Origin of the sequence: Vibrio sp. 10N.222.48.A3, from assembly GCF_041475345.1 — a bacterium.
GTDB classification, from domain to species: domain Bacteria; phylum Pseudomonadota; class Gammaproteobacteria; order Enterobacterales; family Vibrionaceae; genus Vibrio; species Vibrio tasmaniensis_A.
On sequence record NZ_JBFRVX010000108.1, the window covers coordinates 1 to 25,216 of the forward strand.

23 protein-coding genes are annotated in these 25,216 nt (G+C 39.8%); 4 read left to right on the forward strand and 19 right to left on the reverse strand.

Annotated elements, in window-relative coordinates:
- Positions 1 to 16: 16 nt before the first annotated feature.
- From AB4653_RS03985 to AB4653_RS04035, 11 genes are all read right to left on the reverse strand, one after another.
- A complete protein-coding gene (locus AB4653_RS03985; RefSeq protein ID WP_102257451.1) occupies positions 17 to 256 on the reverse strand; it encodes a hypothetical protein in 240 nt (79 codons plus the stop codon).
- A gap of 132 nt (positions 257 to 388) precedes the next feature.
- Positions 389 to 1,858, reverse strand: a complete 1,470-nt coding sequence (locus tag AB4653_RS03990; protein ID WP_102257450.1) for a DNA cytosine methyltransferase — start codon at positions 1,856 to 1,858, stop codon at positions 389 to 391.
- 90 nt (positions 1,859 to 1,948) lie between these two features.
- Complete coding sequence (locus AB4653_RS03995; RefSeq protein WP_102257449.1) at positions 1,949 to 5,104, reverse strand: hypothetical protein; 3,156 nt, start codon at positions 5,102 to 5,104, stop codon at positions 1,949 to 1,951.
- Between the two features lie 171 nt (positions 5,105 to 5,275).
- Entirely contained in the window at positions 5,276 to 6,388 is a 1,113-nt protein-coding gene (locus tag AB4653_RS04000) for a hypothetical protein (RefSeq protein ID WP_372085650.1), read from the reverse strand.
- 167 nt (positions 6,389 to 6,555) lie between these two features.
- Complete coding sequence (locus AB4653_RS04005) at positions 6,556 to 7,272, reverse strand: hypothetical protein (RefSeq protein WP_102257447.1); 717 nt, start codon at positions 7,270 to 7,272, stop codon at positions 6,556 to 6,558.
- 7 nt (positions 7,273 to 7,279) lie between these two features.
- Positions 7,280 to 7,714 (reverse strand): hypothetical protein, encoded by a 435-nt coding sequence (locus AB4653_RS04010; protein WP_102257446.1) that lies wholly within the window; start codon positions 7,712 to 7,714, stop codon positions 7,280 to 7,282.
- A 20-nt stretch (positions 7,715 to 7,734) separates the two neighbouring features.
- Complete coding sequence (locus AB4653_RS04015) at positions 7,735 to 8,301, reverse strand: hypothetical protein (protein ID WP_102257445.1); 567 nt, start codon at positions 8,299 to 8,301, stop codon at positions 7,735 to 7,737.
- A 14-nt stretch (positions 8,302 to 8,315) separates the two neighbouring features.
- Positions 8,316 to 9,875, reverse strand: coding sequence for a hypothetical protein (locus AB4653_RS04020; RefSeq protein WP_102257444.1), 1,560 nt, complete (start codon positions 9,873 to 9,875; stop codon positions 8,316 to 8,318).
- Between the two features lie 83 nt (positions 9,876 to 9,958).
- Positions 9,959 to 11,419 (reverse strand): TrbI/VirB10 family protein, encoded by a 1,461-nt coding sequence (locus AB4653_RS04025; RefSeq protein ID WP_102257443.1) that lies wholly within the window; start codon positions 11,417 to 11,419, stop codon positions 9,959 to 9,961.
- Positions 11,420 to 11,425: 6 nt separating this feature from the next.
- Complete coding sequence (locus AB4653_RS04030) at positions 11,426 to 12,598, reverse strand: DotH/IcmK family type IV secretion protein (RefSeq protein WP_157936392.1); 1,173 nt, start codon at positions 12,596 to 12,598, stop codon at positions 11,426 to 11,428.
- Between the two features lie 10 nt (positions 12,599 to 12,608).
- On the reverse strand, positions 12,609 to 13,382 hold the full coding sequence (locus tag AB4653_RS04035) for a hypothetical protein (protein ID WP_102257441.1): 774 nt from the start codon (positions 13,380 to 13,382) through the stop codon (positions 12,609 to 12,611).
- A gap of 222 nt (positions 13,383 to 13,604) precedes the next feature.
- Here AB4653_RS04035 and AB4653_RS04040 point away from each other — a divergent pair, with 222 nt between their 5' ends.
- Positions 13,605 to 15,209, forward strand: a complete 1,605-nt coding sequence (locus AB4653_RS04040; RefSeq protein WP_102257440.1) for a hypothetical protein — start codon at positions 13,605 to 13,607, stop codon at positions 15,207 to 15,209.
- Entirely contained in the window at positions 15,209 to 16,423 is a 1,215-nt protein-coding gene (locus AB4653_RS04045) for a hypothetical protein (protein ID WP_102257439.1), read from the forward strand. Before AB4653_RS04040 ends, AB4653_RS04045 begins: the two co-directional genes overlap by 1 nt.
- A 53-nt stretch (positions 16,424 to 16,476) precedes the next feature.
- Here the strand turns inward: AB4653_RS04045 and AB4653_RS04050 are convergent, their stop codons facing one another.
- The 8 genes from AB4653_RS04050 to AB4653_RS04085 form a co-directional block, all read right to left on the reverse strand.
- Entirely contained in the window at positions 16,477 to 16,875 is a 399-nt protein-coding gene (locus AB4653_RS04050; RefSeq protein ID WP_102257438.1) for a hypothetical protein, read from the reverse strand.
- The gene (locus tag AB4653_RS04055; protein WP_102257437.1) at positions 16,872 to 17,987 is read right to left on the reverse strand and encodes a hypothetical protein; all 1,116 of its coding nucleotides are present in this window, start codon (positions 17,985 to 17,987) and stop codon (positions 16,872 to 16,874) included. The genes AB4653_RS04050 and AB4653_RS04055 overlap by 4 nt, the downstream gene beginning before the upstream one ends.
- Positions 17,988 to 18,001: 14 nt before the next feature.
- Positions 18,002 to 18,502, reverse strand: a complete 501-nt coding sequence (locus tag AB4653_RS04060; protein ID WP_102257436.1) for a hypothetical protein — start codon at positions 18,500 to 18,502, stop codon at positions 18,002 to 18,004.
- Between the two features lie 15 nt (positions 18,503 to 18,517).
- Positions 18,518 to 19,594, reverse strand: a complete 1,077-nt coding sequence (gene parM / locus AB4653_RS04065) for a ParM/StbA family protein (RefSeq protein ID WP_102257435.1) — start codon at positions 19,592 to 19,594, stop codon at positions 18,518 to 18,520.
- A 184-nt stretch (positions 19,595 to 19,778) separates the two neighbouring features.
- Positions 19,779 to 20,369 carry a hypothetical protein gene (locus tag AB4653_RS04070; RefSeq protein ID WP_102257434.1) on the reverse strand — a complete coding sequence of 197 codons (591 nt, stop codon included), beginning with the start codon at positions 20,367 to 20,369 and terminating at the stop codon, positions 19,779 to 19,781.
- Complete coding sequence (locus tag AB4653_RS04075) at positions 20,359 to 21,030, reverse strand: hypothetical protein (protein WP_133151956.1); 672 nt, start codon at positions 21,028 to 21,030, stop codon at positions 20,359 to 20,361. The genes AB4653_RS04070 and AB4653_RS04075 overlap by 11 nt, the downstream gene beginning before the upstream one ends.
- 156 nt (positions 21,031 to 21,186) lie before the next feature.
- Positions 21,187 to 22,824 carry a hypothetical protein gene (locus tag AB4653_RS04080; RefSeq protein ID WP_102257432.1) on the reverse strand — a complete coding sequence of 546 codons (1,638 nt, stop codon included), beginning with the start codon at positions 22,822 to 22,824 and terminating at the stop codon, positions 21,187 to 21,189.
- A gap of 3 nt (positions 22,825 to 22,827) precedes the next feature.
- Positions 22,828 to 23,517, reverse strand: coding sequence for a hypothetical protein (locus tag AB4653_RS04085; RefSeq protein WP_102257431.1), 690 nt, complete (start codon positions 23,515 to 23,517; stop codon positions 22,828 to 22,830).
- Positions 23,518 to 23,599: 82 nt separating this feature from the next.
- On the opposite strand from AB4653_RS04085, the gene AB4653_RS04090 reads away from it, so the two are divergent.
- Both AB4653_RS04090 and AB4653_RS04095 read left to right on the forward strand, forming a co-directional pair.
- On the forward strand, positions 23,600 to 24,505 hold the full coding sequence (locus tag AB4653_RS04090; protein WP_102257430.1) for a hypothetical protein: 906 nt from the start codon (positions 23,600 to 23,602) through the stop codon (positions 24,503 to 24,505).
- A gap of 14 nt (positions 24,506 to 24,519) precedes the next feature.
- The coding region (locus AB4653_RS04095; protein ID WP_372103395.1) for a hypothetical protein at positions 24,520 to 25,216 on the forward strand (697 nt) is incomplete at its 3' end.

A 25,216-nucleotide genomic window follows, 5' to 3' on the forward strand; every position in this document is an offset into this window, starting at 1 on the left:
ACAGTATATATTATATTTAAGATATCGATTCTGCAATCAAAGGTGAAACCAGCGCCCGCCTTGGTATCTTAGCTTTTTCGCTCCATTCGATAAGTGTGAAGTTAGCAGCCTTTAATTTGACCTTTCCTGAAGTCTTTTCTAGGGCATATTCTATCGCAGTGTCTTTGTTGCCTATTAAACAGAAAGACCCAGTTTCACTCTCGACTCCTTCTGTGTTAAAAATGGCCACTAAATATCGATTATCTTCTTGTTTCATGTCTTAGTTCCATCTACTTAATTTTTGATATCTTGTAAGGAGTTGGGTGTTATTACTGAAATTCGCGAGGTCTTCCTTTGTAACCAACCCTAACGTTTGTTTCTGATGTAAGAGTTGAGTCGACAATGATTATCACCAAACCATTGCTTCGCCTTTCCCGTATATGAATTGTAATAAGTGTTTTTTCACCTGACTTATTATACTTTTATACAATGGCCAATCGACAGCTTGGCCAAGTATCGCACTCGCCAAATTGATTGAATTCATATTCAAATCAAACTCTTCAGGAACACCCATTATTTCTGCTTCTAGTTCCAAAGATGGCATTAAATATCGCCCTTGGTACTCAATATATATTGCATCTTTAGTCTGTTTTCTTTGGCTTCTTGTTAGTGACGGAGCGTGCAGCGACGACTCGGAGATAGTTCTGATTCTCCCTGTTTCAATTCCTTTCTTAACGCTACTCGTATCCGTTACATCCCTAAGCTGACCATACATTGTCACAGGCTTGTTTCTGATTATTTTGGTTACCGGCTCTCGAATGTACTTGGCCACCAGTTGATCCCATACAGTCGTTGTGGTGCGTGGGGTTGGCTTAGGGAATTCAAATTTTGTTGGGAGTAATGTTGAAAAGTGGAACAGACGAGCACGACTGCTTACCCCACCGTATTCTCTTGCGTCTAAAACTGCCGTTTTAGTCTTATACCCCATTTGGCGCAGTCTTAAATCCCATAGCTTATATAAATCTGAATCTTTGAATCCGGGAACTTGCTCCATTAATACTACTGGGAATTTAAGGCCATCTATAATTCTCAATCCGTCATAAACCATTGATAGGCTACTGTTGCCCGACTGAAACGATGCCTCCCGTTCGGATGCGGATTTAAGGCGGCTAAACTCAGAACACTCTAATGATATTGTAAATAATGAGCTTGGTTTTTCAGCGTAATATTTCTTAAGCATATCAATACTGACATGGGTAATATCTTCATTGAACACGTTACCGACTTCGACATTTGATATTGCAGATAAGATTCCTGACTCTGAAAAATCAGCATTTTTGTCCGATGCATTACGCGGTCTATATTCGAGCACATGGTCTATTTTAAAACCTTCGCTTGCTGCTGCATGGCAATCGATTCCAGCTGTGCAAGCTGAAAAGCACGATAGCGGTTTTTTACTTGTTAAAACCTGCATCAAGCGCTCAGCTAGTTGATTAACAATAGGAACGACTCTAAATTCTCCGTAGGATATGGATACATGTACTTTATCGGTCGCTTCTGGAATGGAATTGAGTATCGCTTTGGATGATGTCTCAAACGTCAATTCAAATGGGTTGTTTTTCCTACCGCTCTTATAGGTCCTAGAATAAATTCTTTTTACTTTGCTTAGTAACGGCAGTTTTTCGCTTAACTTCACGACGTAACCTAGCCCATCACCGAGGTTTTGCTCTACGACTTTACTTCCTTTCTTAAAGCCCATTAGCGCCAAGATATTTGTAGATAGTTGCACCTTACGTTTACCGCAACTGTATCTGGTAATCGTTAATTGCTTGGTGAACACTCCGGCTGGAGCTGTAGCAGACATGGTAATGGCAGACATACTAAATTTCCTGATGGGTAGTACAGTTAGTTGTTGGTATCGTACTACCCGTTAGTTCATAAATACGTCGGAATCATAGAAAAGCAGTGTTTAACTGTATTTCTGCTTAATTAGTTCGGAGTCTTCGATAACTTCAGTACCAAATTGCAAAGTATTCATCGCAACAATTGATTTGTCATAAATTTGTTCTTCAATGCCTTTTTCCATTTGTTCTGCGGCTATATTGGATTCTCGCAAGCTTTGTACTAAGCCATTTCGATAGTTTTCCATAGAGCCGGACGGGAAGGCTTTGCATAAACCCTTAAGCCAGGGTTTACCAGCATGCTCATTCTCCAATCTAAGTTTGTGTGGCAAGTCCTTAGCAGAGGTGTTCAGCCCCCAAAGCATTGAACCTTTGCACAAGAATTCGACTTTTGCTGAACCACGAATACTATTCATATTTGGAAGGTTGACAGTATATAGCCATAGCATTTGAGAACCTTGCTTTCCATTAGGGCCATGTAAAGAAGTCAGAGCTTTAACTTGTGTTTCGCTTAAGCTGAAGTCTTTCTTTAGGGTGTCTATCTCTTTACCTGTAGTGCCGGAGTATATAAACACATTTGTCGCTTTTTCTTTCATCGTAGATGTAAAATCAGAAGCGGAATGACTAGCTTGGTTAATGTTAAGTCTCCACTTAGGCGCTTCTTTTACAAGCCATTCAATATACATTGCTCCCGCAACAGGAACCGAAATCGAATCGCCTCGATCATTATTCATTTTCACGGTTAATGCGTGCCACTCATCGAGGTTCAGGCATTTGTCTACGTTTCGATATTGGTTTATGCCTTTCTTCCAATAGGCGTGATACAAATCATCCATACCATTAAGGATCGTTTCATTGATAAAGAATTTTTTCATGCCAATGTTCATTGCCAGCAAGTATTCAGCAAAAAGTCGGATGCGAGACTCGTTATCAGTCGATTCGCTCACTATTGGCTTTAAGTCAAAGCTGATCACATGCGCGTCGGCAAAGTCCAAGGTCGTATTGGATGTTAAATGCGGCATTAGCGTTATGTGAGCTCTTAACTTGAATGCTATAGTTTCTATACCTTCAGGATAGATTCGTTGGTAACGTTTTTTTATAGCTGCGTCTGTCGTTAAAGTTTGGATTAAATCATCGATCGTTGGCATCGCCATTCGATGTGCAAGTGATGCCCCCTCAATCGAACCTTTCTGAAAGAGTTCATCTCTAATTTCAAAGTAGGATTTATATAAAATGGTTTCCGAGTTAATGGAAGACGTTTTACTTACCACTATTCCATATTTTTTCGTGAGACTTTGGAGTTCAGGGCTTATGGCTGCATTGAATTTTTTACTTTCATTACGTTGCGCTAAGCGTAGGAACGTTGCCTCAATAATACCTTGTAAAATATCTTTGCCACCTTTGCATGGAAAACCTGTTTCCGGTTCAGCGCAGACAGAGGCATAAAAGTTGATAATGAATTGAAACTCCTGATTCGTTGGCACCTTACGTCCCAGTCTTATATCCAGTGGGTTTACTTTCCAATTATCACTAGATGGGTCCCATCTTTGGCAAACGATGAGTCTCTTTGTTTGATCAGAACCGTATTTCTTCTCCATCATAAGGCGTAGATATTGAAAAGCTCCCTCTGAAGATGGACCGATATCCATAGATACAACTAAAGGCATGTGAGTTACACCCTCTGGCATCATCGAAGCTATGGACTTGGCATTCATTGTTAATGACTTCCCCTGTCTTGGACGCGCAATATACAACGTGTAATCATAATCTTGATAAATGTTGTTGGGATTAAGTAGGCAAACCTTGCCACTTTCATGGCGCATAACAATCGGACCATACTCATTTATGGAACTTTCAGATTGATGGGGTAGAATATCGGCCAATTTATCCGCGCCAATTAGAAATCCGTCGCTGTGACTGGCGTTATTAACACCAGCAATAGATGAGAAATACGTCTGGAATGGACTAATGTTATCAAAAGTAACTCTTGCCCCCCCCCAATCCGTCATAGCTTGTTGCAAGCTTTCACCATGTCGATTGATATCTTGCTCAGATTCACCCCAGGTCGTGATTAGGATTTGAACATTGACAGGCGGTGCATCAAACTCTTGATGGAATGAGTCCATCAGAATCATTTTTTGGTAATATTCTCTGTTCTTTTGCGTTAAGCCACCAATGGTTCTATTGATGCTTTCATTTAACTTTGACCACATATCTTTCGATTTCGGCTTCATGATAAATGTAATTCGGCAAGGAACGCCTTTGAGTCGTTTTAGTAGAATATTAAAAGGTATGTTTTGTTTCGGAGGTACATCTACCGTATGCGTTCCAAAATAGCGATTTCCTATCTTGAGAACGCCATCGATACCATCTTCTACGATGGTTTTACGTGCCATTTGAGCAGACAACGGTTCTGCAAGGAACGCTCCAATATTAAGTTGGTTTGTATCGGGGTTAAGTATCCACGCCCCAGGGGTGGGAGTACCTATCCGCTTATCGTCGATAAAATTGAGTTGAGTGTATTTGGGATGAGTCGGATTTATGCGTGTTAGCATCCACTGTGCTGCTTCTTTCGATTCTATTTTGTCACAAATGATATCCGCATTTCGAAGCTGTTGTAGTATGACCTTTACATTGTTTGAGTGTATTTCAACGGCTTGACTATCTGAAAGAAAAGGATTGGACGCGCCTTGAAATAAAGTTTTGTGCATATTGCTAAGTTGCATTTCTTCAGTTTGGACAGGAACAACCTTACCATCAACATATTCCATCTGTGTTGTCGGCGTCGTCCAAATTGCAATCACATTGTCTTGAGCCATGCTGATTTCAGCATTCGCACCGTTCAGTTCTTGATACATTTCTTCGACATCAATCCCTAGCTTTTCACCAGCAATACGTGAAGGTCGCGTAACCTCATTGATAAGGTCTTTAGAGAAATTGGGATCTTGTTCGTACATCCAGGCGACACACACTTTGTCCGAATTAAAATAGCTTTTTAGAATGCTTAAGACATTATTGTATGCCAACGCATATTCCTGCGACTTTGCATCTCCGAGTATGTTCATTGACCCATTCAGGCGAACAAGCGATAACCTAACCCCTTGTGTAGTTAAGATGGTCGCAGGGTCGATGAGACAAGGCGCTTCAAGGTCTATGTATCGAGCACATTCGTCTTGAAGTTTTTTATTTCCTCTCAGCTTGTTAAAAAAATCAAAGAATATCATTGTTATTGCTTCCCTGTATTTGACGTGTCAGAGTCGTTTTTTTCAATTACCGAGGTGAGATAATTAATTCGTAAAGCTGGGGTTGAGTAATCGACAATTCCATCGAGCTGTTCGAGTAATTCAGGCGATAGAATTTCAACTTCACACAGGCTTTGCGCTATTGCGCAGGAGTTAAATTGAGGATGACGATAAGGGTTCATAATTCACCTGATCTTCTGATTTCTTAATATGTTCGTCTTGATGCTGTTTCTGCTTAATTGCTATATATTCTTGCTGGAATTCAGCGTCATATTCCTTTTCTTCCACTTTTAGTACTGCTGCTTTCATTTTGAATACTTCGCACAGCTGGGCAACTTCTCCGGCCCAACAAAAGAAGCTGACGTAGCCATTGCCAAAGCCAGTTGCAATGATTTGATGTGAACGCTGAACTTCACCAATTATTGTTATCCAATTCGCACGCTCTACACATTTCCACCAAACACTTGTCCAGGTTCCTTTGTATTCGTTAACTAAATTTCTTGTTGCTATCCCATGAGTAACGGACAACTGCAGCGTGTCGTCTTCTACCCAATTACTTTGGATATGTTGAACTGCCTTTGAGTCGACAGTGAATACATCTTCAATGGTAAATTTCAGCTTGCTGTCCAAATTACTGATGGCATTCAGTTCAACATTTGACATCCACGTACTTTGTTTTTCAGGCCAATCTAACTTTACGGTCGTACGAGTTACATTAACGAGGACAAACGCAATTTGCTCCACAAGCAATATACGTTTGGGGTCCTTACGGCACACCTTAATGAGAGCTGGATTACGTTTAGGTTCTTGAAGCAACAACCCTTGCTTTAATAATTCAGTCCAGTGTGTAGGAGCCCACCTTTGACAGAATACTTGCTTATCCATGACGACCCCTTGCGGGTAAAGTCGTATGCTTTCCCTTTCAAGCCATCGCCCTAAGAAAGCATGGTTGCCAGTTGGTTTTGGGAGAGCATTTGGGTGTTGGGTTTCACGACGCAGCATATTGAGGTGTCGGTCATATTTGATTAGCCATTTAATAAGGCTGTTATTTCCTTTGATGGCAAAGTTGTCTTGTGAGCTATCTAGTAGTACTGAGTCATCATTTGAGTCTGGATTCCAAATAGACAAGACTGAAAAAAGACTTCTGTATTCGTAGGGCGTCAGCGATAAGCAGTGAAAGCTGCAGCCATCTATTTCCTGCAGTGTGGTTTCGTCGACATTGCAATAGAATCTACCATTGCTTCTACGTCTTAATGATTCTTCCATAGCTAATTTGCTATGGAAGCGACTGACCTTGCCACTTACAGTTATTATCAACCAGTGATCTAGTCGACCTGTTGGGTTAAGCTTCCAAATTAGAACTGGTTCTTTTTTTTGATCGCGTTGTCGTGATGAGTTGAGTCCTGAATCCATCGTTCCCTCTTCGGTAGATACTATGCTTTCAGGCTAGACAGGTTTAGACATCGACTGTAGAGCATTTCGACGTGACCATTGAGAGATACAAAGTTTTCCTTTGAATATATCTTATTGAGTTCATCTGCTAACTCGGTATCCACGAGATAGCGGATAGGTTCGAAAAATTTCATTCGTTTTTCATAAGCATCCTCTGGCATTTCAAACAGCATGGTAACCAATGTTTTTTGATCGTGCAGATTGGCATGTCGATAAGCGTTGGTAACCATTGACACTCTTTGCTCTAACTCGCCAAGGAAAGCTTCAACATGGGTTGAGAAATCGATTAGGCCTTGCTCCTGCTCCGTCATATCCGTTTCTTTCTTATGAATCATTGGGATGTCTGGATGAGACTGATAGTAATGCATGAGTCGCTGCAGGTTGTTTAAGTCGGGTTGAGATATTTCGGGTAGATATACGAAAGTGATCTTATTGTCGAATAATGCGGCGTGGCCAAGTCGTTGCCCTAGAAAGCAAAAAGGGCAAACTGTTACCATATTATCTAAAGTAAAATCACTGTCTTTATAGCAACCATTTTTGGTCACCACTTGCTGCATCTTGGATGCAGAAAAATCGCACAGAAAACATTTTTTATTATCTCTAGCTAATACTTTCTTCGCCAGAGACAAAAATAATGGGTTTTCTTGTTCTAATAAACGATCAACGCATTCAGTACGATTTATAGCAAGTGGTTTCATAAATTGCCTATTTTGTTGTTTGACCCTGATTTAAATTAAGCATATCACTTGTAGATAAGCCCTTTTCGCCGCCCATCATAAAATTGATTACTTCTGTAGTACCGAAAAATGAAACTATGAACATAACTATCAGAGCTGGAGCGCCGATTAGACACAGACCTTTTAAAAAGTCGATTCCAATGTCTTTGCTTGCATTCGGATCTTGCTGTGGCCCTTTAAGTTTGTCCAAGCTGTAACCCACACTTAGCCATTTCATCGCCCCCACACCTATTGATATAATGAATGCGATACCAACGAAAAATGCGATAACACGCACTATGTTAGTGCCTATGACTTCAATTCCTGTTGCTGCAAAAGCCGATGGCGAGGTTACGACGATGCCAGCCGTAATTAACGCCAACAATACAGACTTTTTATTTGTCTCTTGAGTGATATTTTTCATTGTTTTTCCTTATCGAGTTTCTAGCTATTTATTCGTTTAAAAAGGCCATTAAGATAAGACAAATCTGCATAATAACTTTCTGCTAGATTCATCCAAAATTCTGGAAATATAAAAATACAGCCACACACCAAACCCCATATAGCCCTTAAGCGAGCTGACTTTCTTACTTGCTCTTGAGGGTGTCCGGCATATTGCCCGTGCTTAAGACCTACGGTTAAGGCAAAACCACCCATACACCTTGATATAGTGAGTACAAACAAGGCTAACTTCAGTTCTGCGTCTGATGGTACCGCTCCATTCATGTAACCAAGTTGAGCGTAGGGGTCTTTAATGAACTGGCCATCAACCCCTATGGAAGTTGCCAGCATCATGGATACGGTATTTATGGTGATTAACATCAAGCCAAACAATAAACGTACCATTATGTTTGTTACGTTTGTCTCTTGCTGCATTGTTTGTTGATTGGATGTCTTTAATTTATCTAAGCTATGAAACACGCTTAAAATGATCATCAACCCACTTGCGATAGCAAAGAAGTAAATAAAGTACGTAAAATATGATAATAATGAAATAAACGAACTAAGCATGATATAAGAACTCTTTATGGGCAGAAGCCGTTAACAGGTTGATATTGCTTACCATCTTTAAACCGTATGCAACCATATGGGTCAACCGCTAACACCTCTCCTCTTCCTATTAAATTTTCGCCGGTTTGTAACGTGAGCAATTCTCCATATGGCTCCCCGTCTTTAACTTTGAAAAATTTGCCCACTCCATTTGAAACATTGACAAAAAGCAGATGGCGCAATTTTTTATGTGCATCGCGAGAGTTTTTTTCGTCGATAACATTTTTGAATTCTGTTTGGAGTTGGCCAAGAGATTGATTTATATCCATGAGTTCTTTCGAGCGTGAATTAACCAATTCTACATAGCGATTTTCTGCTACAAGTCTAGCTTCCTTCTCTCTTTTAGATATGCGCTTTTCAGCTTCAACATCGATAGATAGCTGCGTATTTATCGATGTTAAGTTAGAAATTTTCGTTACTTTGGAAGTTATATCTTTGTTTAGCCACTTGATATCTAATTTGAGTTTTTCTATCTCATCATTAGCTTTGCTTAATTTTGAAATGGTTAATTCTTTATCACTTAAAACTTGGCGATAGTCTTTTTGTGACTGCTGAAGAGACTCTTTAGTTACACTAAGGTCGCTTTTTAATTGTAAGTTTTCGTTTTCTAACGTCAGAATGGTTTTACGTGTAATAGGGTCTGAGTCTGTATAGTCTCGGTCTTCTAGAGTTTCGCCAACTGCTAAACCATTAAATAATTGATCGACGCCAGATTTTGTAAGGTCGGTTCCGCCTTCTAAAGATGGTTGTTCTCTAACCAGGCTTTGATTGAATGGTTGAGCATTTGCTTGTTGTGGAGATTTGATTGCCCCTTCAGAGGCCGACATAAATGAGTAAATCACCCCTAAAATCATGACCGAGATAATCGAAAGCATGATAATGAGAATAAACCACTTACGGAGGTAGATTGGGGCCTTGTACGATTCTTCCTCCACCATGTTGTCTTGTTCTGAATCAACCTCTTCAATTGATTCTGCTTCAACGTCTTGGCTGGGAGTTTCAAATGTTAGTTGTGATTGAAGCATCTCCATAGCTTGATCTGAACTAAAGGCTTCAGGCGCCTCAAAACCCTTATCAAGTTCTACATTCTCAGTCTGAGTGTGGTTTGACTCTTGGCTTGGCTGGCCAAACATTGCCATTGCACTTTCCGCATCGTCTACGTTAACTTTCTCTTGATCTGATTCAGCATGAAAAGTATCGGAAATATCAAAAGTAGAATCGACCTCAGTCTGTTCTGGCTTAACCTCAGTCATTAAGTTATGCGTATCATCACTCATTTTAGAGTTGGATTGACTATGACTCATAGCCAGTGATAAAGCATCAAATTCGTTATTAGTCCCTATTTGAGACTCAGAGTTAGATTCATGTAGAGAGTTGAGAGCTTCTTGTTGTTCTTGAGCGTAAATTTCATTTAATAGAGCATCTTCGGTCGCGGAGTTCGAATCCTGCATCCCGCTAGAGTCTTCGCTAATGCTTTCCATTTCGCTCAATGCGTTTATGTTTTCATGGGACTCATTATGCGTTCCAGCGGTCATATAAACTTCCTAAAAATAATACTATGTATAAACTAATGATAGCGAGTAAACATATTCCAATCAACCTATTTTAAATGGTGCCATTATTCATAGATGGATTGCTGATTCTTAGGGATAAACGGGAACCACGCAGGGTTAAAATCTTCTGTGATCATAATGCCTACAATATCACCGTTATCCACCCAGACAGTCGGAGGTGTCGCTATTTCTTTTTGAATTAACTCCCTACTTTCATCGACTACGCTACCCGCTCCAACGGCGAGAGCTTCCTTCCATTTAAATTCTCGACCTTCAACAACGGTCGTTTCGTTACCAACAGACACAGCGCCCCCTAACTGACCTATATACTCTTTCGCGCCTGAAGCAAAACCTGCAGCAAGCATCATCGTGACTCTATAAAAAGTATGGTAATCAACGCCACTTCGGTACCCGTTAGCTAAATTTTCATCCGGTGTTACAACAACGCTTTGCAATGTCCCTTTAAACTCATTGAAATTGACACGATCGCTTGCAAATACATAGTTGTCATACTCTAATGTTGGGTTGAACGGGATAATCGCTCCCTTTAATGGTGGCGTTAATATTTCAACCATCATATATTGCGATTTAGATGACGATCTTAGGCTGTTATTAACTTTCCCTAACATGAAATCCCCAAGCCTTAATCCTCGACCTCGCCCTTGGTTTAGACCGTCATCTGTTACTTTTTCACTGGATGGCTTGGTGTCATACTCAAACTCCTCAGAACCATCGTATGACATATCCAATTCGTTACCATTGGTAAATCCGCCCTTCGTCGATGCGACTTGGCTATAGGAGTCCATTTCTAAATTAACAGCTTTGAATCTAGTGTGACTGGGGGGCTCTCCACCAGCAGTAACATCTATTGGCTTCGAGAATTCTTCAAATTGCGCAAGGATATTCTCTCGCTTCACGTCCGATACAGACGAAGTGCCACCACTACCGTTCGTATGATTTCCAGCGTCACTTCGTTGTGACCTTGTGTTAACTCTTGAAGGGCTTACGTGGGGTTTACCACCGTCATCGGCACCTTCAAATGCGTCGTAATGGGCTTCGTTTTCCGTTTCTGCTTCTGGCTGTTCTTCGGCAGAAGTACCGGCTATTTGAGGGGCGCTCTCTAAAGGGGTAATTTCACTTGAAAATGTAGAGATATTTAATGCATCTGAACCTACATATGACGTATAAGAATCTTCGGCTTTTTTTTGTCTCTGTTTTTCGGCCCCGTCCACAGCATTTATTTGCTCTTGGGAAACATTGTCATCGCTTATTGGTATAGAACCTATTGTCGTACTGCTCTTAAATGAATCATTCGATTCATCTTCATTGTCAGAAAACACTGTGACTACAATTAAGGTACTGAAAACCACTACAGAGATAGTAGCTGATATTTTAAATATCATGCTCCCACCCTTAGTCATACTAAGCTTTTTTTTCTCCTTAACTGGCGTTACAGATTCAGGAGTTTTAGTTGTTCCTATTGATTCAGATTTTTCAGGCAACGGAGTCTGTTCGATGTCTTTCACTGTGCGCTACCTCTGTACATAATTGTGATAATCTGGAATGAATAAATTGACTGTTTCACCACTGCGATTTAACGGAACAATTGAGTTCAAAGTAGATGAAATAAAGACTTTCATCTCCCCCTCAGAACTAACCATCCTGTCGAATGAATACAATTGGTTTGGTGTTCTTACTATAAAGTTCCCGTTGTAGAACCAAACCGTTGCTATGCTAGGGTCAGACACCATTACAGGTATTGCCTCCTGTTTTAATTTTGTTTTATCTCTAAATCTACCTGTTGAGGCGAGGTAAGAGAGCTCTCTGCTGTCTAGTTGCTCACGAATTGTGATCTGCCCGTCTTCTTTTGAAGCTGTTGAAATTTCCAAATCAAAGTTCGTATTCGAAGGTGCTTTGTTTACATTTGGGTTTATTGGGCTGATGAAGGGTAATTTAAACGATGCGAAACCATGCCTCTTGTCATTGGAGTATCGAATGTTAAATTGGATAGGAGCACTATATTCACTCAAACTTACAAATAGACTGGTTTTCACATGCTTTACTAACGGGTTAATCCAGAGCATGTTTAATTCACCTTTTCTAGTTTCTAGTGATTTTGTCGGTGAAAAATCAAATATTGGCCAAGGGTGACCCGTGACATCTAGAAACTCCAATAGCGTTTCTCCTGAATCATGTACATAAATGTCATACATCTTAAAGCGGTCAGTGTGATCGACTGAGTATTGGTCATTGATAATTTCCGTTTCAAGCAAGGGGCTATTCTTAGCTCGTTGTAATTCATCGGCCACTAATCGAAGTAAAAATATATCGTTGAACGAGTTGGACAATGGACCTTCTGCTATCAAAGTTTCAAGTATTGATTTAGGGTCATCCGTTTGAGACAGTATCTTTGTTAATATTTCACGCTTCTTGTCATACTCAGCCGTGGAGTACCCATCTTCGTTGATACTTCGAATAAAGTGATTTGCCTGCTTTTTATCTCGTTTTTTTTCGTTTTGTGTCTTATCGCTTTTCATCACTTCAGCTTCAGACACTTCATTATCCTTACTAACTTCGGGAATCGCTTGCTCACTAATAGTTTGAGCTAACAACGAATCAATATCGCCGGATTTTAAATCTTCGTTAGCGAAGGCATTTAGCGTTACAACTAAACCTAGCAGCGCCATTTTGACATATTTAGACATGTCTAAACCCTTACCTAGATGATGAAAGTGAGTAGCTATCGATTGATACGCCATATTCAAATGCGGGGTTATTAGTTCGACTCATAATAACTTTAGCAACCTTTGTGCTAGTGCCGCTTCCCTTTAAACCTTCTTGCTTTCTCAATAATATAGAAAAAGTTAGCTCCCATCGTTTTATAGATTCGCCTGTTTCGCCGTCAGTTATAGGTTGAATTTCACGCAAACGGCCTGGTGATTTAGGGGAGGCATTTAGTGTTACTTCATCTTCTATGATCATGCCGAGTTCAGAGTCGGCATAAATTTCGGAATTATTACTGAAGCTAATCGTCCGATCAGATGTTCCAGCCAAGAGCCAGTTTTGGTAGCTTTTTTTTCCTTGATCACTAAAGCAAGAATTGAGGATTTTATTAATTCGATTGAGGGTGTTAATGAAAGACAAATCTAAAGAGTCGATTACGCATGTCTCTGCCCATATGCGAATGTTCGTAAGGTGTACATCATTCTTATTTAAAGGAACTAAATTATAAAAATGACCGTTTTTGTCTCTACCATAGACCTGAGCTTCAGGCATTTCTCTTGTCGCAGCTACAACCAACCCTATCGATAGTACGATCACGCTCAGAATTAACATTTTGATTGTTTTTCGTTGGCTAGTAATGGTTTCAGCCTGGAACAAAAGAGATTGAATCAATGCTTGTTGAGTGTACTGAATGAACTTGATTGTATCATTTGCTCTTGCGGCTACTTTTTCCGCATTTTTCGCTATTTTTTTAGGGTCGGCCATTTTTCACTCTCAGTTCGCAATTATCTTTTACACTATACATTGTTTTTTGATGTTTTTACGAATCGATTTTAGGTAAATAGCATTTTAACTGTGAGTTTTTTTTTGAAAATTTTTCTTATTTCGCCCGTTTCTTTTGCTTAGCCATGTTAAAATCGCGTAAAGATTTGGCTCTCCGGTTCTCACTTTGTTCACGGAGTTAGCCTGTTGAAATAGGATTAAATAATGACCAACGTTGCTGAATATTACCTCGCAATCCGTAGTGCTCAAATTGCTAAAAAGCAGCATAACCTACAAAATCAGCTGCTAACTGAAACACTACGCATTGAGCAAGAACGAAAACTTCATGCCGAACAGTTAGCTTTAGGGCGTACTGAGCATCTAAATAAGCTGGCCAATGAGCGTCGTGAGCAGCTAAACCAAGTTGAAGTTAATCGTCTTAATAAATTGGCGCTTGAAACTAATTTGTTAATCCGAAAGCAAGACTTAACTAATGCGGCGGTTATCTACCCTCTAGCGAATTATATTTCTCGTTCATACACAATGACTCAACAAAGTGTACCGTATATTTTTGCTTTACGTTCTTTGGGGATGACCTCTTACCCGCTGCTAGGTTCTATCTCAAACGTTGAGCCAGCCAACTCGAAATTATTTGAAAATTACCACTACCGTACCTACAAGCACCTTTCCTACTTGGCGCTAGACGGCAATAGACACTATCAAGCAACCGTAGTTGCTGGGCTTCAGTTGTTTTTAGTGCAATTGGGGTGTGATGCTAATGATCACCAAATTAAAGGTTTGGAAGTAATTAAGAATCAGAGGGTGGACGGGCAAATTCCTCAAGGTTTTATTCGGTACTTCTCTAAGCTGATGTCCGTTGCGATTGCTTCTATCAGCCTTATTGGGGAGCGAAAATCTCAGTACCAATTTTCAACGGCAAAATCGTTTAATCGAGAGCACTATGAGCATTTGAAGCAATCAAAAAGCTTTGAGTCTCTTTTGTTTAATACGTATTGTCCATCTGACTTTTCTTGTGAGAGTGAATTAAACGCATGTGCCGGAATTAATTCCTTTTTGCATTCACACATAGATATACATTTGGGCAACTTCCGTACAACCATAAATGAAGATAACAGTGCCTTAAGAGCAGGAATCTTCAATCCGTTAGACGTGCTAAAGAGTCAATTGGGGGATTCTGAGTTTAAGTATGTTTCTCGATGTTTTTCTCTTATCAAGCATGATTTTTCGGGGACTCTTAATCGAGAGGATAAGTTAGCCCTGCTACAGTTCTCTGAGGTATACCCAATCTTGTATATTGTTGGTTACACTTTGGCTCTATCTCTACGTATGAATCCATCATTAATCAAGGGTGTATCTATCCGACTGACGGATATGCTGACCGCAAAGGAATGTATCGTAAAGCGTGCAACTCGTTCAATTAACAATGTGAACATGCCTGATGTTAAGGCGGTATTGGACCTAAATAAATACTTCCCTGAATTAAATGGCTATGCAAAGAAATTTAACATTTCAGAATCTTATGTCTTAGGGCATGAGTTATATGAAATCCTAGAAATACTTGGGGTCGACCTTGATGACACTTACAAGATTGATGGCAATACCGGTAATAGTCTTCAGATGCGTTCGTATTGCAACATTATTCTTAATGAAGGTCATTTCCCTGCCTTCAATAAGTTAATGATTGACCGACGCGCTCATGTTCCTAAAAACTTACCAATGAATCCGTTAGCTGCAATTTTCAACAAGCGTTTAAATATGAAGCTTTCGGAATCTTTTGAAGTAACACCAGCTAATAAGGAGGATAGATAATGAAAATCAACACTTCTGATATCAACATTGAAATTGATAAGCTTAGTATTAACACCGCTAATGGTTTTGGTGATAGCAAGCGTAAGTTACAGCAGAAATCATTGATTGCCGCTGTAAATATCATAAATCAACACGATACTTGGCTACGCGAGATATCGTGTAAATCTGGATTAGATTTCATTACAAAATCATTGGTTGAATCATTAGCTAAACTACACACTGATGAAGGGTTAGCCTCTTTTGCAAATGCTATGGGTTGGAGTGTAGAAAATAGCTTTAGTGAATTCCCAAACTTCCTTACACGCTATGAATCTTTAACGCGTTGGTTAGGTAAAGGCTTAAACCAAGAGCAAATCAACGCGATGGTTAGTAAAGGTGGGTTTAATGATGAGGCTGAGCTGTTCAGCGACGAGGTTAGCGCTCCTCTCGTTGAGTTAACTGATTCTTTGGGATGTTTTGTTGTTAACTATCCTTACGGATCATATGAACACTTTGCGCAAACAGCTCCGTTGAAAGGGTATAAACTTTTGACCGGGCAAGATTCCATTACAGGGAGGCCCGTGTTAACACCAAAAGGCTTCAGCCCTTTAATTGAGTCACTTCCTCCTGCATTTGATTTAGGCGAAGTACTTTCATTTAACCAAAACCCGTCGGGTTCTTATGAAAAGTTACTCTTGAGCACTTTTATCTCGGCAGTTAAACCTATTGCAGAGTTCTTCAAAGAGAATGAAAGTGAGGGTGCCTACTGTGATGGTGTCATTAAGTCGTCAGTGTACTTTTATATTAAAGCACTTAAGCAGATTGAGGTAATGAGAGCAATTCCCTTTGAGCCGACCATGAAATCTTTTCCTCTCGAAAGTAAATCAAAGGCTGCTAAGAGCAATCAGGTATCGTTGAACTTATTGTGTGAAGTGGTACCCAGTATGGTTACTGAATACCACGCTCAAGGGTTATTTGATTTCGATATTTACATCGAGTATTTCGCCAATCTATTACACCCTGTTACCGGTTCTCACCACTTTTCAAGTGTAAGTGAATTAAGTAGCATTCTGGAGGCGGAGTCTATTCTACCTATGACTGTCGCATTAGAATTTGCTAAGAAATTCATAGATAAGAACTTTGAGTTTACTGATGAGAAAGAGCGTAACGAATGCCTGGTGCTACTAGAATTGCAGTTCACAAGGAATAGTTCTGATAGAGGTTTATACTTTTAAAATACATCCAAATTAGTGAGTTAGTCCATAGCTCACTAATTTTTTTTGTTTCGTTAGCACACTTTGTATAACCGATTGCCTATTATGACGTTACCTGTTGGAAAGGCGACCTCTAACACCCCAGCAGCGTTAGCATTAAAAATTGGCCCAAGATCGTTTAAGCGCACCACACCACTTGAGATATCGATATCCAACTTCCAGTTAGCCTTCAGTTCACTAATGATCTTATACACCTTGTCGGTGCTATTGGCGTTTATGAATCGTTTAACTTGGTTGATCGATTGACCGTTAAAGAGGACGAGTACACCAACTAAACTCTGTGTTCGTTGCGCTCCTGTTCTTGCATTGTTGAAACCATTGATACGACACCTCTCGTCATCTATTCCTGTGGACTTATGATGGTCATCGCCTCCGTTAGCATTAAAAATCGAATCAAATGGCATCAGGCTCATTTTTGACCCTCAGTAATGTTGATATTTACCTTTAAGTCTTTATTCAAAACAATAGATAGTCTAATGGCTGCGGCTTTCATCTGGTTGAGTAATAACGACCTTCCTATTGTTTGAGGCTCTAGTGTTACATCGCTCTTAAATTCCTCTGGGTTATAAAGGTAATTCATTATCGATTGATTATCTTTAAATACCGCGTCCCACGTAGTCGACGACGCGTATCGTTTTAGCTTACCACTCATATCATTAAATAGTGACTCCGAGGCTGCTACCGTCTGACCATCATTCAATGGTTCTGTAACCGCTCCACTCTGAATAAAATGGTACATAGTTAAATTGCAATTAAGGAGTCGATTGCGGGTTAAGCGATCAACTTTCATCGCATTTATATCGTCTTCCATATACCTTCGTACTAAGTTCAGGTGTTGCTTTGAAGGGTTTATACGTTCTACCCATTTATCTGCACATGTCAGTAAGCCATTGATGTCGGATACGCACTTATTATTAACGTAGGTAAATGTCGAATTTGGTACGTGAAGCTTGAGGTAGAAATGTGATTTCAAATACAGTAAAGCTGCTCGCGCAGGCATACCTATCTTTAACGAATCGGCACTATCAAACAAAGCGACAATTGTGTTGTAGATATCTTGGTAGTTTTTCTTATAAGTAGGGTTTATCGAGGTAAGGCACTCCTTTGCTCCACTTTTCGCTTTGTTAAAAGCTAAATTTAATGGACCCGTATATTTTAGTGGAATGGAGTAAGCATCAGAGTCAATACCTGCAGCAATAATCGCATCTTCTGAGATTATTTCACCTCGCTCATATAGTATTTGTTCAATGCTTTGCGATAACCAGTAGTTAACCAAATACATGTAGCTAGAAACCTTTAACTGCTGGTGGCCGATCAATGAGGTCGACTCTTTGGTGTTTAGTGTCTTATAAAGAGATTCTGTATAGCTAATCAAGCGCTCTTGCTGAATGATGTTTAACTCTCTTACCGAACTATTAAACAAAGCAGCTTGAATGGCAGGTGTGAATGCGACGCAATGATTGCTAAAAATTACTGTAATTGTAGCTAGAGAGCAAAGCGCCCATTTAGATACCTTAAGTCTCACGGGCTATTTCCTTACTAATTAAATTTATACATATTTTTCAGACCACCCACTCCAAGTACATCTGCAGCATCTACAAATTCTTCCTCATTGACGGTTTCTTGGAGGTTCATACTTTTGTCGTCCAGACTATTATCATCTACCTTGTTATCCGATTCAGGGGCTTCCAACCGTGTATCTTTACGGTCCGGTTGGCCAATACCTTCTGAATCGCTCCTTGGTTCTAATTGGGGGCCCTCTATGGTTGGTGAAACGTGCGGTTGAGGTATTGAAGCCTGTTCAGCTGGAATTGAGTAGTGAATGGCTTGCTGATGCTTTTTACTTAAGTGCATCAACTTTAAGTGTGTCACGACTTCATCAATCTCTAGAGTAAATCCGAGAGATTGTTCTAGGTCTTCTTGTAAGTCGAAAAGCTTCGCTAAGGTGCTTGTTGTTAAGTCGCAGTTAAGCCTCCCTACTTGCTCCGCGTATTTATTGTCGAAAGATAGACTTAATCTTCGCTGAACTTTCTTGGTCATTGGTGAAACCTTTTATTATGCCGCTGACTTTTTAGACTTAGATTCGACTTCACTATACGCCATAAACAACGAACCTAGTGCATTAGCATAAAGAGGATCGCTAACCATTTCAGCTTCATCAATATACAGTTTGATTTCTTTTTCTATGGTTAAAACTCCTCCACCAGCAATCAGCACTCGATCAAATTCGCGCGTTGGGGTACGGCTGTTGATTTTGTCCATCGCAGTGCTCAGCACATCTTTGATGATTTTCTGTACTTGGTCGCTTACATCAATCTTATTTTTGCGTTTTTTATCAGTGTAGAAAATACCTGTTTCGATGATCTCGGCCATTTCTGTACGAGAGATGTTTTTTCGATAAGTAGAAAGGTAGCTAGTTAGATGCTCGTAAATTTTCAGCATCCCCATCCCTTCTTCAGTGTAGCTGCTGTTCGTTACCAATTGACCGTTACTAATTACAGCAACATCGAGAGTTTGACCGCCGAAGTCCAGAATTAGGATATCAAGCTGAGTAACACTGATGTCTACACCCATTCTCTTCTTGTTCTTATTTGGCTTCAATAGAACAGATAGGTATGTGGCGAAGCCTTCTGGAACTTGAGTTGTGGAGATGACTTCTACTGACTTCCCATCTTTCGACTGAACGGGCTTCATTAAGTTTTCATTGCGTTTATTGATATAACCTTCGTTAAGAGTGCCGCCCAGGTGGAAGTAGCGTTGCATTGGTGAGGTGGCATAAAGGATTACTTTCTTACCTGCCAACCCCATCTTATGAAGCATAGCGTGTACTAACACTCGATTTGCTTCACTTGTTTGGAAATCTTCATTACCTGTATCGACCAAATAGCCATTCATACCAAACGACATTTTTTCTACAACGTTATAGTATACCTCGTTACCGTCCTCATCTAAGGTATTGAAATCTACTGGCGTTGCATGATCAACGCCGAACTGAGCTGTCGAGTGTCCCTTCATTACCATAGTTGGCATTAAGTAGTGGACGGGCTCATACGAATCTGAGAGCAGTATGCCTTTAGCGTTAAAATGCCCATCATCAACCACAACTATTACAGGTGTTTCCTTCTCTGACATAATTCAATTCCTCACAAAAGTTTAAATTAAAATATACAGTATAAATTAACTATCATCAATCTAACAAAGCAATAAGAGAGGGTGCTGATATATTCGAGAGGATTAAAGCGGTAAGCATTTGATGGGGGGTGAGTTTGAGTTAAGCTAAATAACTTACTGGTACCTAGCTTAACTTAATTGGGGGTTACTTATTGTCTTCCGAGTAAACTAAGTTGATTCCTTTAACTACATAGTTAATGGCTTTTAGTGTCTTCGTTAGATCGGTGCTCATTCGCTTTAAACCCGATTGGAAAGTATCAGTGCGGCGTGCCAGTTCTGAAAGAGATACGCCTTTGATAAAGTGCTCTTTCAGGATGAGTCTGTTGATTTCCAATCCACGCTCTTGTGGTTTACGACAAAAAAGAACTATTTCTACCCATAAATCTTCATCTAATTTTGAAGGCTTCGCTTCGACGTCTAAAAACAGACCACCAGTATGGTATAGAAACTCATAAAGGACCTCAAAAGTAGGATTGTTGTGATTAAAGGAACGTTGAGCACTTCCTGGAGCTCGGTCATAGTCGAGCTCGCCGCTGTATATCGCCAATAAGTCTGCAAATATCGCATCATTTCGAGAACTGCTAAGAATGTTATCGATAAGTTTAATTACTTCTGTGTTAATTCCTATTCCTAGCTCCTTCGGTGCATCACTGCTAAAGATTTGGTGGTCTGCAGCGTCATAGAGCGTTCGAATGTTTTCTATCTGTTTTTGGATGTATGGCTTATCAATTTTCATAGTATTCTCGCTTATCGCTATCAGAAGCGATGATAGTGCTTGCACGCTGAATTTTTTCCACGAGTATTTCCATATCTTTTGTATCCAATTTGGAAAGTTGTGCAGCAATTTCTAATTCGGACATTTGATTGTTTATAGAGAAGTTTACCGTAGCTTTTTTTAGATGTCTCTCTGCTAATGGGAGCGTAAGGCTTTCCAGAGCCAATCGCTCTTTGAATAAACGCATTACTTTTTGCTTTGGATCTTCGCTATCTAGGATTTCATTAGCTAATTCAATCGAGCACCCTAAATCCTCTGCCATATGTTCGACATTAGATTTGTAACGATGTTTGAAGATTTGCTGCGTATTAAACCTATGTCGCTCCGAGCGAGTCATCTTTTCGAAATCTAACCATTTTATTTTTTTAAGATCAGATTTTGACAGTGGTTTTGTGCGGATATCTATTTTTTCAAACCTAGCTTGTATCTTCTTGGCAAGGTTTTCGTAATAGCGGCCATCAGCAATTCCAGAAATCGCCTTAATAAGCCCCGGCTTTTGAATTGAGAAAGTAGCTGTGAATGCGTCTATAGCCTCAGATTTGCAAGAGTAGTTTTCAGAATGATTAGGTTTAAGAGTGCATAAAATCGATTTTATATTGTCAGAAAGTATTGATTTATTCATGAAAACCTTTGGACGCTTTAACAAAACTATGTTCATACTAATTCATTAATGATGAATTCTACACTGTTTCCTAGGTATAAATTGAATAAATCGTTAATTTTTTTCTGGCGAGATGTTTCGGTAGGTAAAAGGGACCGTTGACATAGCCCCTTTTTATTACATGGTCATTTCATTGGCTAGCTGATCTTGCATATCTTTGATGTTGTCTAAGTACGTTAGAGGATCGATGATGGCGCTTTCTAGGGCCGTCTTCGTCTTCTTATCATTACCGACATTTAAAAGAGCTTCACCATGTGGGTAATCTTTGCCGTACTTTTCGGCTGATTTAGTCAGCAAGTTGGTTAGTAAGCTGGAGGGGATGTATGTCCCTTTATCATTGGTTCGACCGAACATACCTGAATTATCGTTTTCTTGCTTTGAGTGGTCGACTAGATCAACTAATAAATTGTGGTAAGTGTTTGCGATAATATTCAACTTACCTCCCGAGACAAGTCCCGTTGTAAATGCGGCTTTAGCGATTTTATCTGCACTTTGGAATAGAGCTTTAGACGCTTCCATTTGTTCTTCTTTCGAAACCGGCTGAAAGTTAGTGTATTTCTTCATCTCGTTAAATACACCACGCTGAACCTGCTTTAAGAAACCCCTAGATAGTGATTCTGACTTAGAATCAAAACCTTGAGAAAAGGAATCATGTAGGGACTCCCTCATAGAGTCGCTTAGTTCACCTTTCGAAAGTAATTCCATAGCTGCTGGTCGAGCTAGCGTTAAAGCGTTGGTATAAAATACGATAAGTTGTTGGCCAACTTTATTTCCAACATGACCGGGCAAGAGTGTGGATAGCTTGGGCATAATAGGCTTAGGTGTCATCCCCTCTTTAATTTGTTGGTCATGTTCCTCAAGCACATTCCTCATATCGTTGATTAAGTCATCCCACTTTCTTGATGTTGGACGTTGACCTCGGTATTTTTTCTCTACTGCAGGGTAAAATGACTCGGGGTTATCCATTAGAAACTCATCAATAAAACCCATGCCTATTTCATCCTGAAAACGAGCATCACCTCGCTCTAGAAAGTCCCCCAAGGTATCACAAGCCAATCTAACTTTTGCTCTATTCAAAAGAGCGGCGGAATCTCTACCTGTATTGGTACCGTCGATTTCTCCGAGGTTTCCGGTTACGCATACATAGCAACTATCACCGAGCTTAATGTCATTCAGTTGCTTATCTTGAACCACAGGCATTGCTACTGATTTGACGCCATCGTTAGCATTATCTAAGTCATCAAGTAGTAGAAATCGAAATTTTTTATCCACCATCTTTGCGATGCGACTCGGTGGACAATACATGGTTTGTCCGTTCTCCGTTGTTGGAACACCTTGAATGGTCGAGGGGGAAATCGCGCCACCCAGTTGCGAGACAACGGCAACTATATCATTCTTTTCTGGTTTAGCATGTAAGTCTGGATCAATATAGAGTTTGACCCCTAATGCATTAGAGATATCTTTAAGAGCAGCTTTAAAGACTGTTGTTTTACCCTGACCAGGTGGCCCCTTTAAATAAGAACCCTTGATTAAGTCACTTTTATTTACATATGAAAAGCCAAATAGTTTCTTCCAAGCCACCTCTACCATTTCATCTTGAGATTTGTCACTACCTCTTGTATGCCATGTTCGTAGTATCTCTTTAGTAACGTCTTCCTTGATCTCGGAAACCCTAGAAATAGGCATACCGATTTTTTCGGCCATGTCCATAATCGCTACGGGAATAACTTTATATCTTTCGTATTTACCGGTCATAAATTACACCTCACTCCCTGAGTGTTCGCTTATAACTCTTTTAATGCTCTCTTTAGAGGGTTCCAAGATAGATGTTCGCGCACTTTGAAGTAGTTGACTGTCATTCGAGATGAATTGTGAAATCTGATCGTCCTCACCTAGAGACAGTTTTGTATCTGTTGTAAGGAAAACGCCAATATTGGTATTTCCAAATAGAGTTACGGCAAAGCTTCTAATGATGGATGGTGCAGTAAGGAAGTCATTGAAAACGACGATGGATACGGGAGCTACCGCTAGTTTTTGCTCCATTTCTTCTAGCATGCTTTGAGCTACGCTGTTTGGGATGTTGTTCCAATCCGTCGAATTAACTTTAAGAACTGCTATTTCTTGGCCTTTACAATCTTTAGGTCGATAGGCAACCGGTAATTTTAATTTGGAAGCGAACAGAGAAACAGATTCATTGATAATTTCAAATACATTGTAATATCCATCAGGGTTAAAAATGTAATGAGCTCCACCGCAACCAGCCACATTGACTTGATGTCCTTTAACCTCCATCTGCTTCGCTCGAAATTGCAGTCTTTTCTCTTGTGTAGACAGCAGAGAATTCCAGCAAAGACTATCTGCCGTTTCCCTCAATGTGATTGTGGAATGTACAGGTATTCCTAGTTTATTTTCGATAAACACAAGTTCATCAATTGGCACATTTTTCATTTACATCATCCCTTTGAAGGTTCCAATTTTTAGAAAAAACTATACACTATAAACAGACAATGGGACAAGGAAGATATACGTAATGAAAGTCATAGATCACCCAAAACAATTGCTATTAGACTTCAAGCTGAAAGGTATGAATAACCCTGAACTATTAACTAAATTTGCCAATGCTAGATTAAAGAAAATTAATACTGCATTTTTTAGTAACTTCAATGCTCCGGCATTTGCAGGGAACATACTCGATAAGACCAAATCTTTGCGAAGTGGTGATTCTGACGAATTACCTCTTATCGCAGGTATACCTATTACCGACTTCATTAATTACGCCACTAGGCGCATAGAGGAGGCCAAAGATCCTAAAAATAATGAATGTTTATCTAAGCTTGTAGAGGTCAGCTTTGATTTACTTCAAATCGGTGATATCCCCGTTATGCCAAGTTCTATAGCTCTTGCATCCAATTCCAATGACTGCGGAGAGGTGTATGTACCGACGTTCGGTGAGATCTTATTGTCTGAGTTTGCCGAGCGCACCTATAGTTCCCTTAAAGATTCCTCCTCTATGATTTTACCTTTAGTTAATAGGCTTAATGAGATTGACCCTCGATATGGGAAAGACTCCCCTCACTTAGCCGCTCTTGGTTTAAAGCTTAGCGGAGGCCGTTCAGCTCCTATCAATGATATTTTTAGTGAGGCATCTCTAAATTCAGGAGTTGCCTATCTTCTGGAAAACAGTATTACGACAATTAATGACTTCCGACTTAAAAATTTAATCAACTCAGCGAAAGAGACGAACCTCCCTCTCGGCAATTTGTGTGTCAAAGACTCAGATTTAAAGATATCTACTTATCTAAAAAATGTAGGGAGTTCTGATATGTATGATTTGTTTGATGTTGTTACGCAAAGGCAAGGCGCTTTGAGCTCTATAGAATCTCAGTCACATCGAATATCAAATGATTATGATCCATTAGCTTACTTCGACATGTAAAATAGGATTTATTTATGAGTACAAGTTATAAGGTTTCAAACAAACTTTGCAGTGAACCTAAATACAACATCATATTGCAGAAGTTCGTAAATCACATCCGTGACGAGCACTACGCAAGTAATACTAACTTTCCTCGTTTTGAGATGTATTCACTCCTATCAAGGCGACTACCATTTTGCGTTTATGATAATGAAGTTTTTACAAGAATGACTACTGACACGGCCTTTACTACAGGTGATGCAATATTCATTAACAAAGGCTTATTTCAAAAGTTGATTGAACTTGATAATGATCTCATCTCCCAGGGTCGTTCTAAATATGCTAACAATGTTCTTTTCGTTTTATTACACGAAGTAGCTCACTGTTTAAATGATGATTTTACGAGGCTAATCGGTATAAAAGAACCAGTACCTAACATAGCTGCTGATATAGCGAATAACCAAATTCTCTTTTATCAATTAGGGTTACTAATAGACGTCGATGCTTTCAAAGAAAAAGTTGGTTTTGATCTGCTTGGTTTGTCAAATGATGATATGCAATACATGGGAATGTCGACTGAATCGATTGCTATTGATTTGATAAAAGATGCTCTAGCTGAGATTAAAAACCAACAACAAGGGCAGCAGCAAAGCGGTGACCAACAAGGGCAGCAGCAAAGCGGTGACCAACAAGGGCAACAGCAAAGCGGTGACCAACAAGGGCAACAGCAAA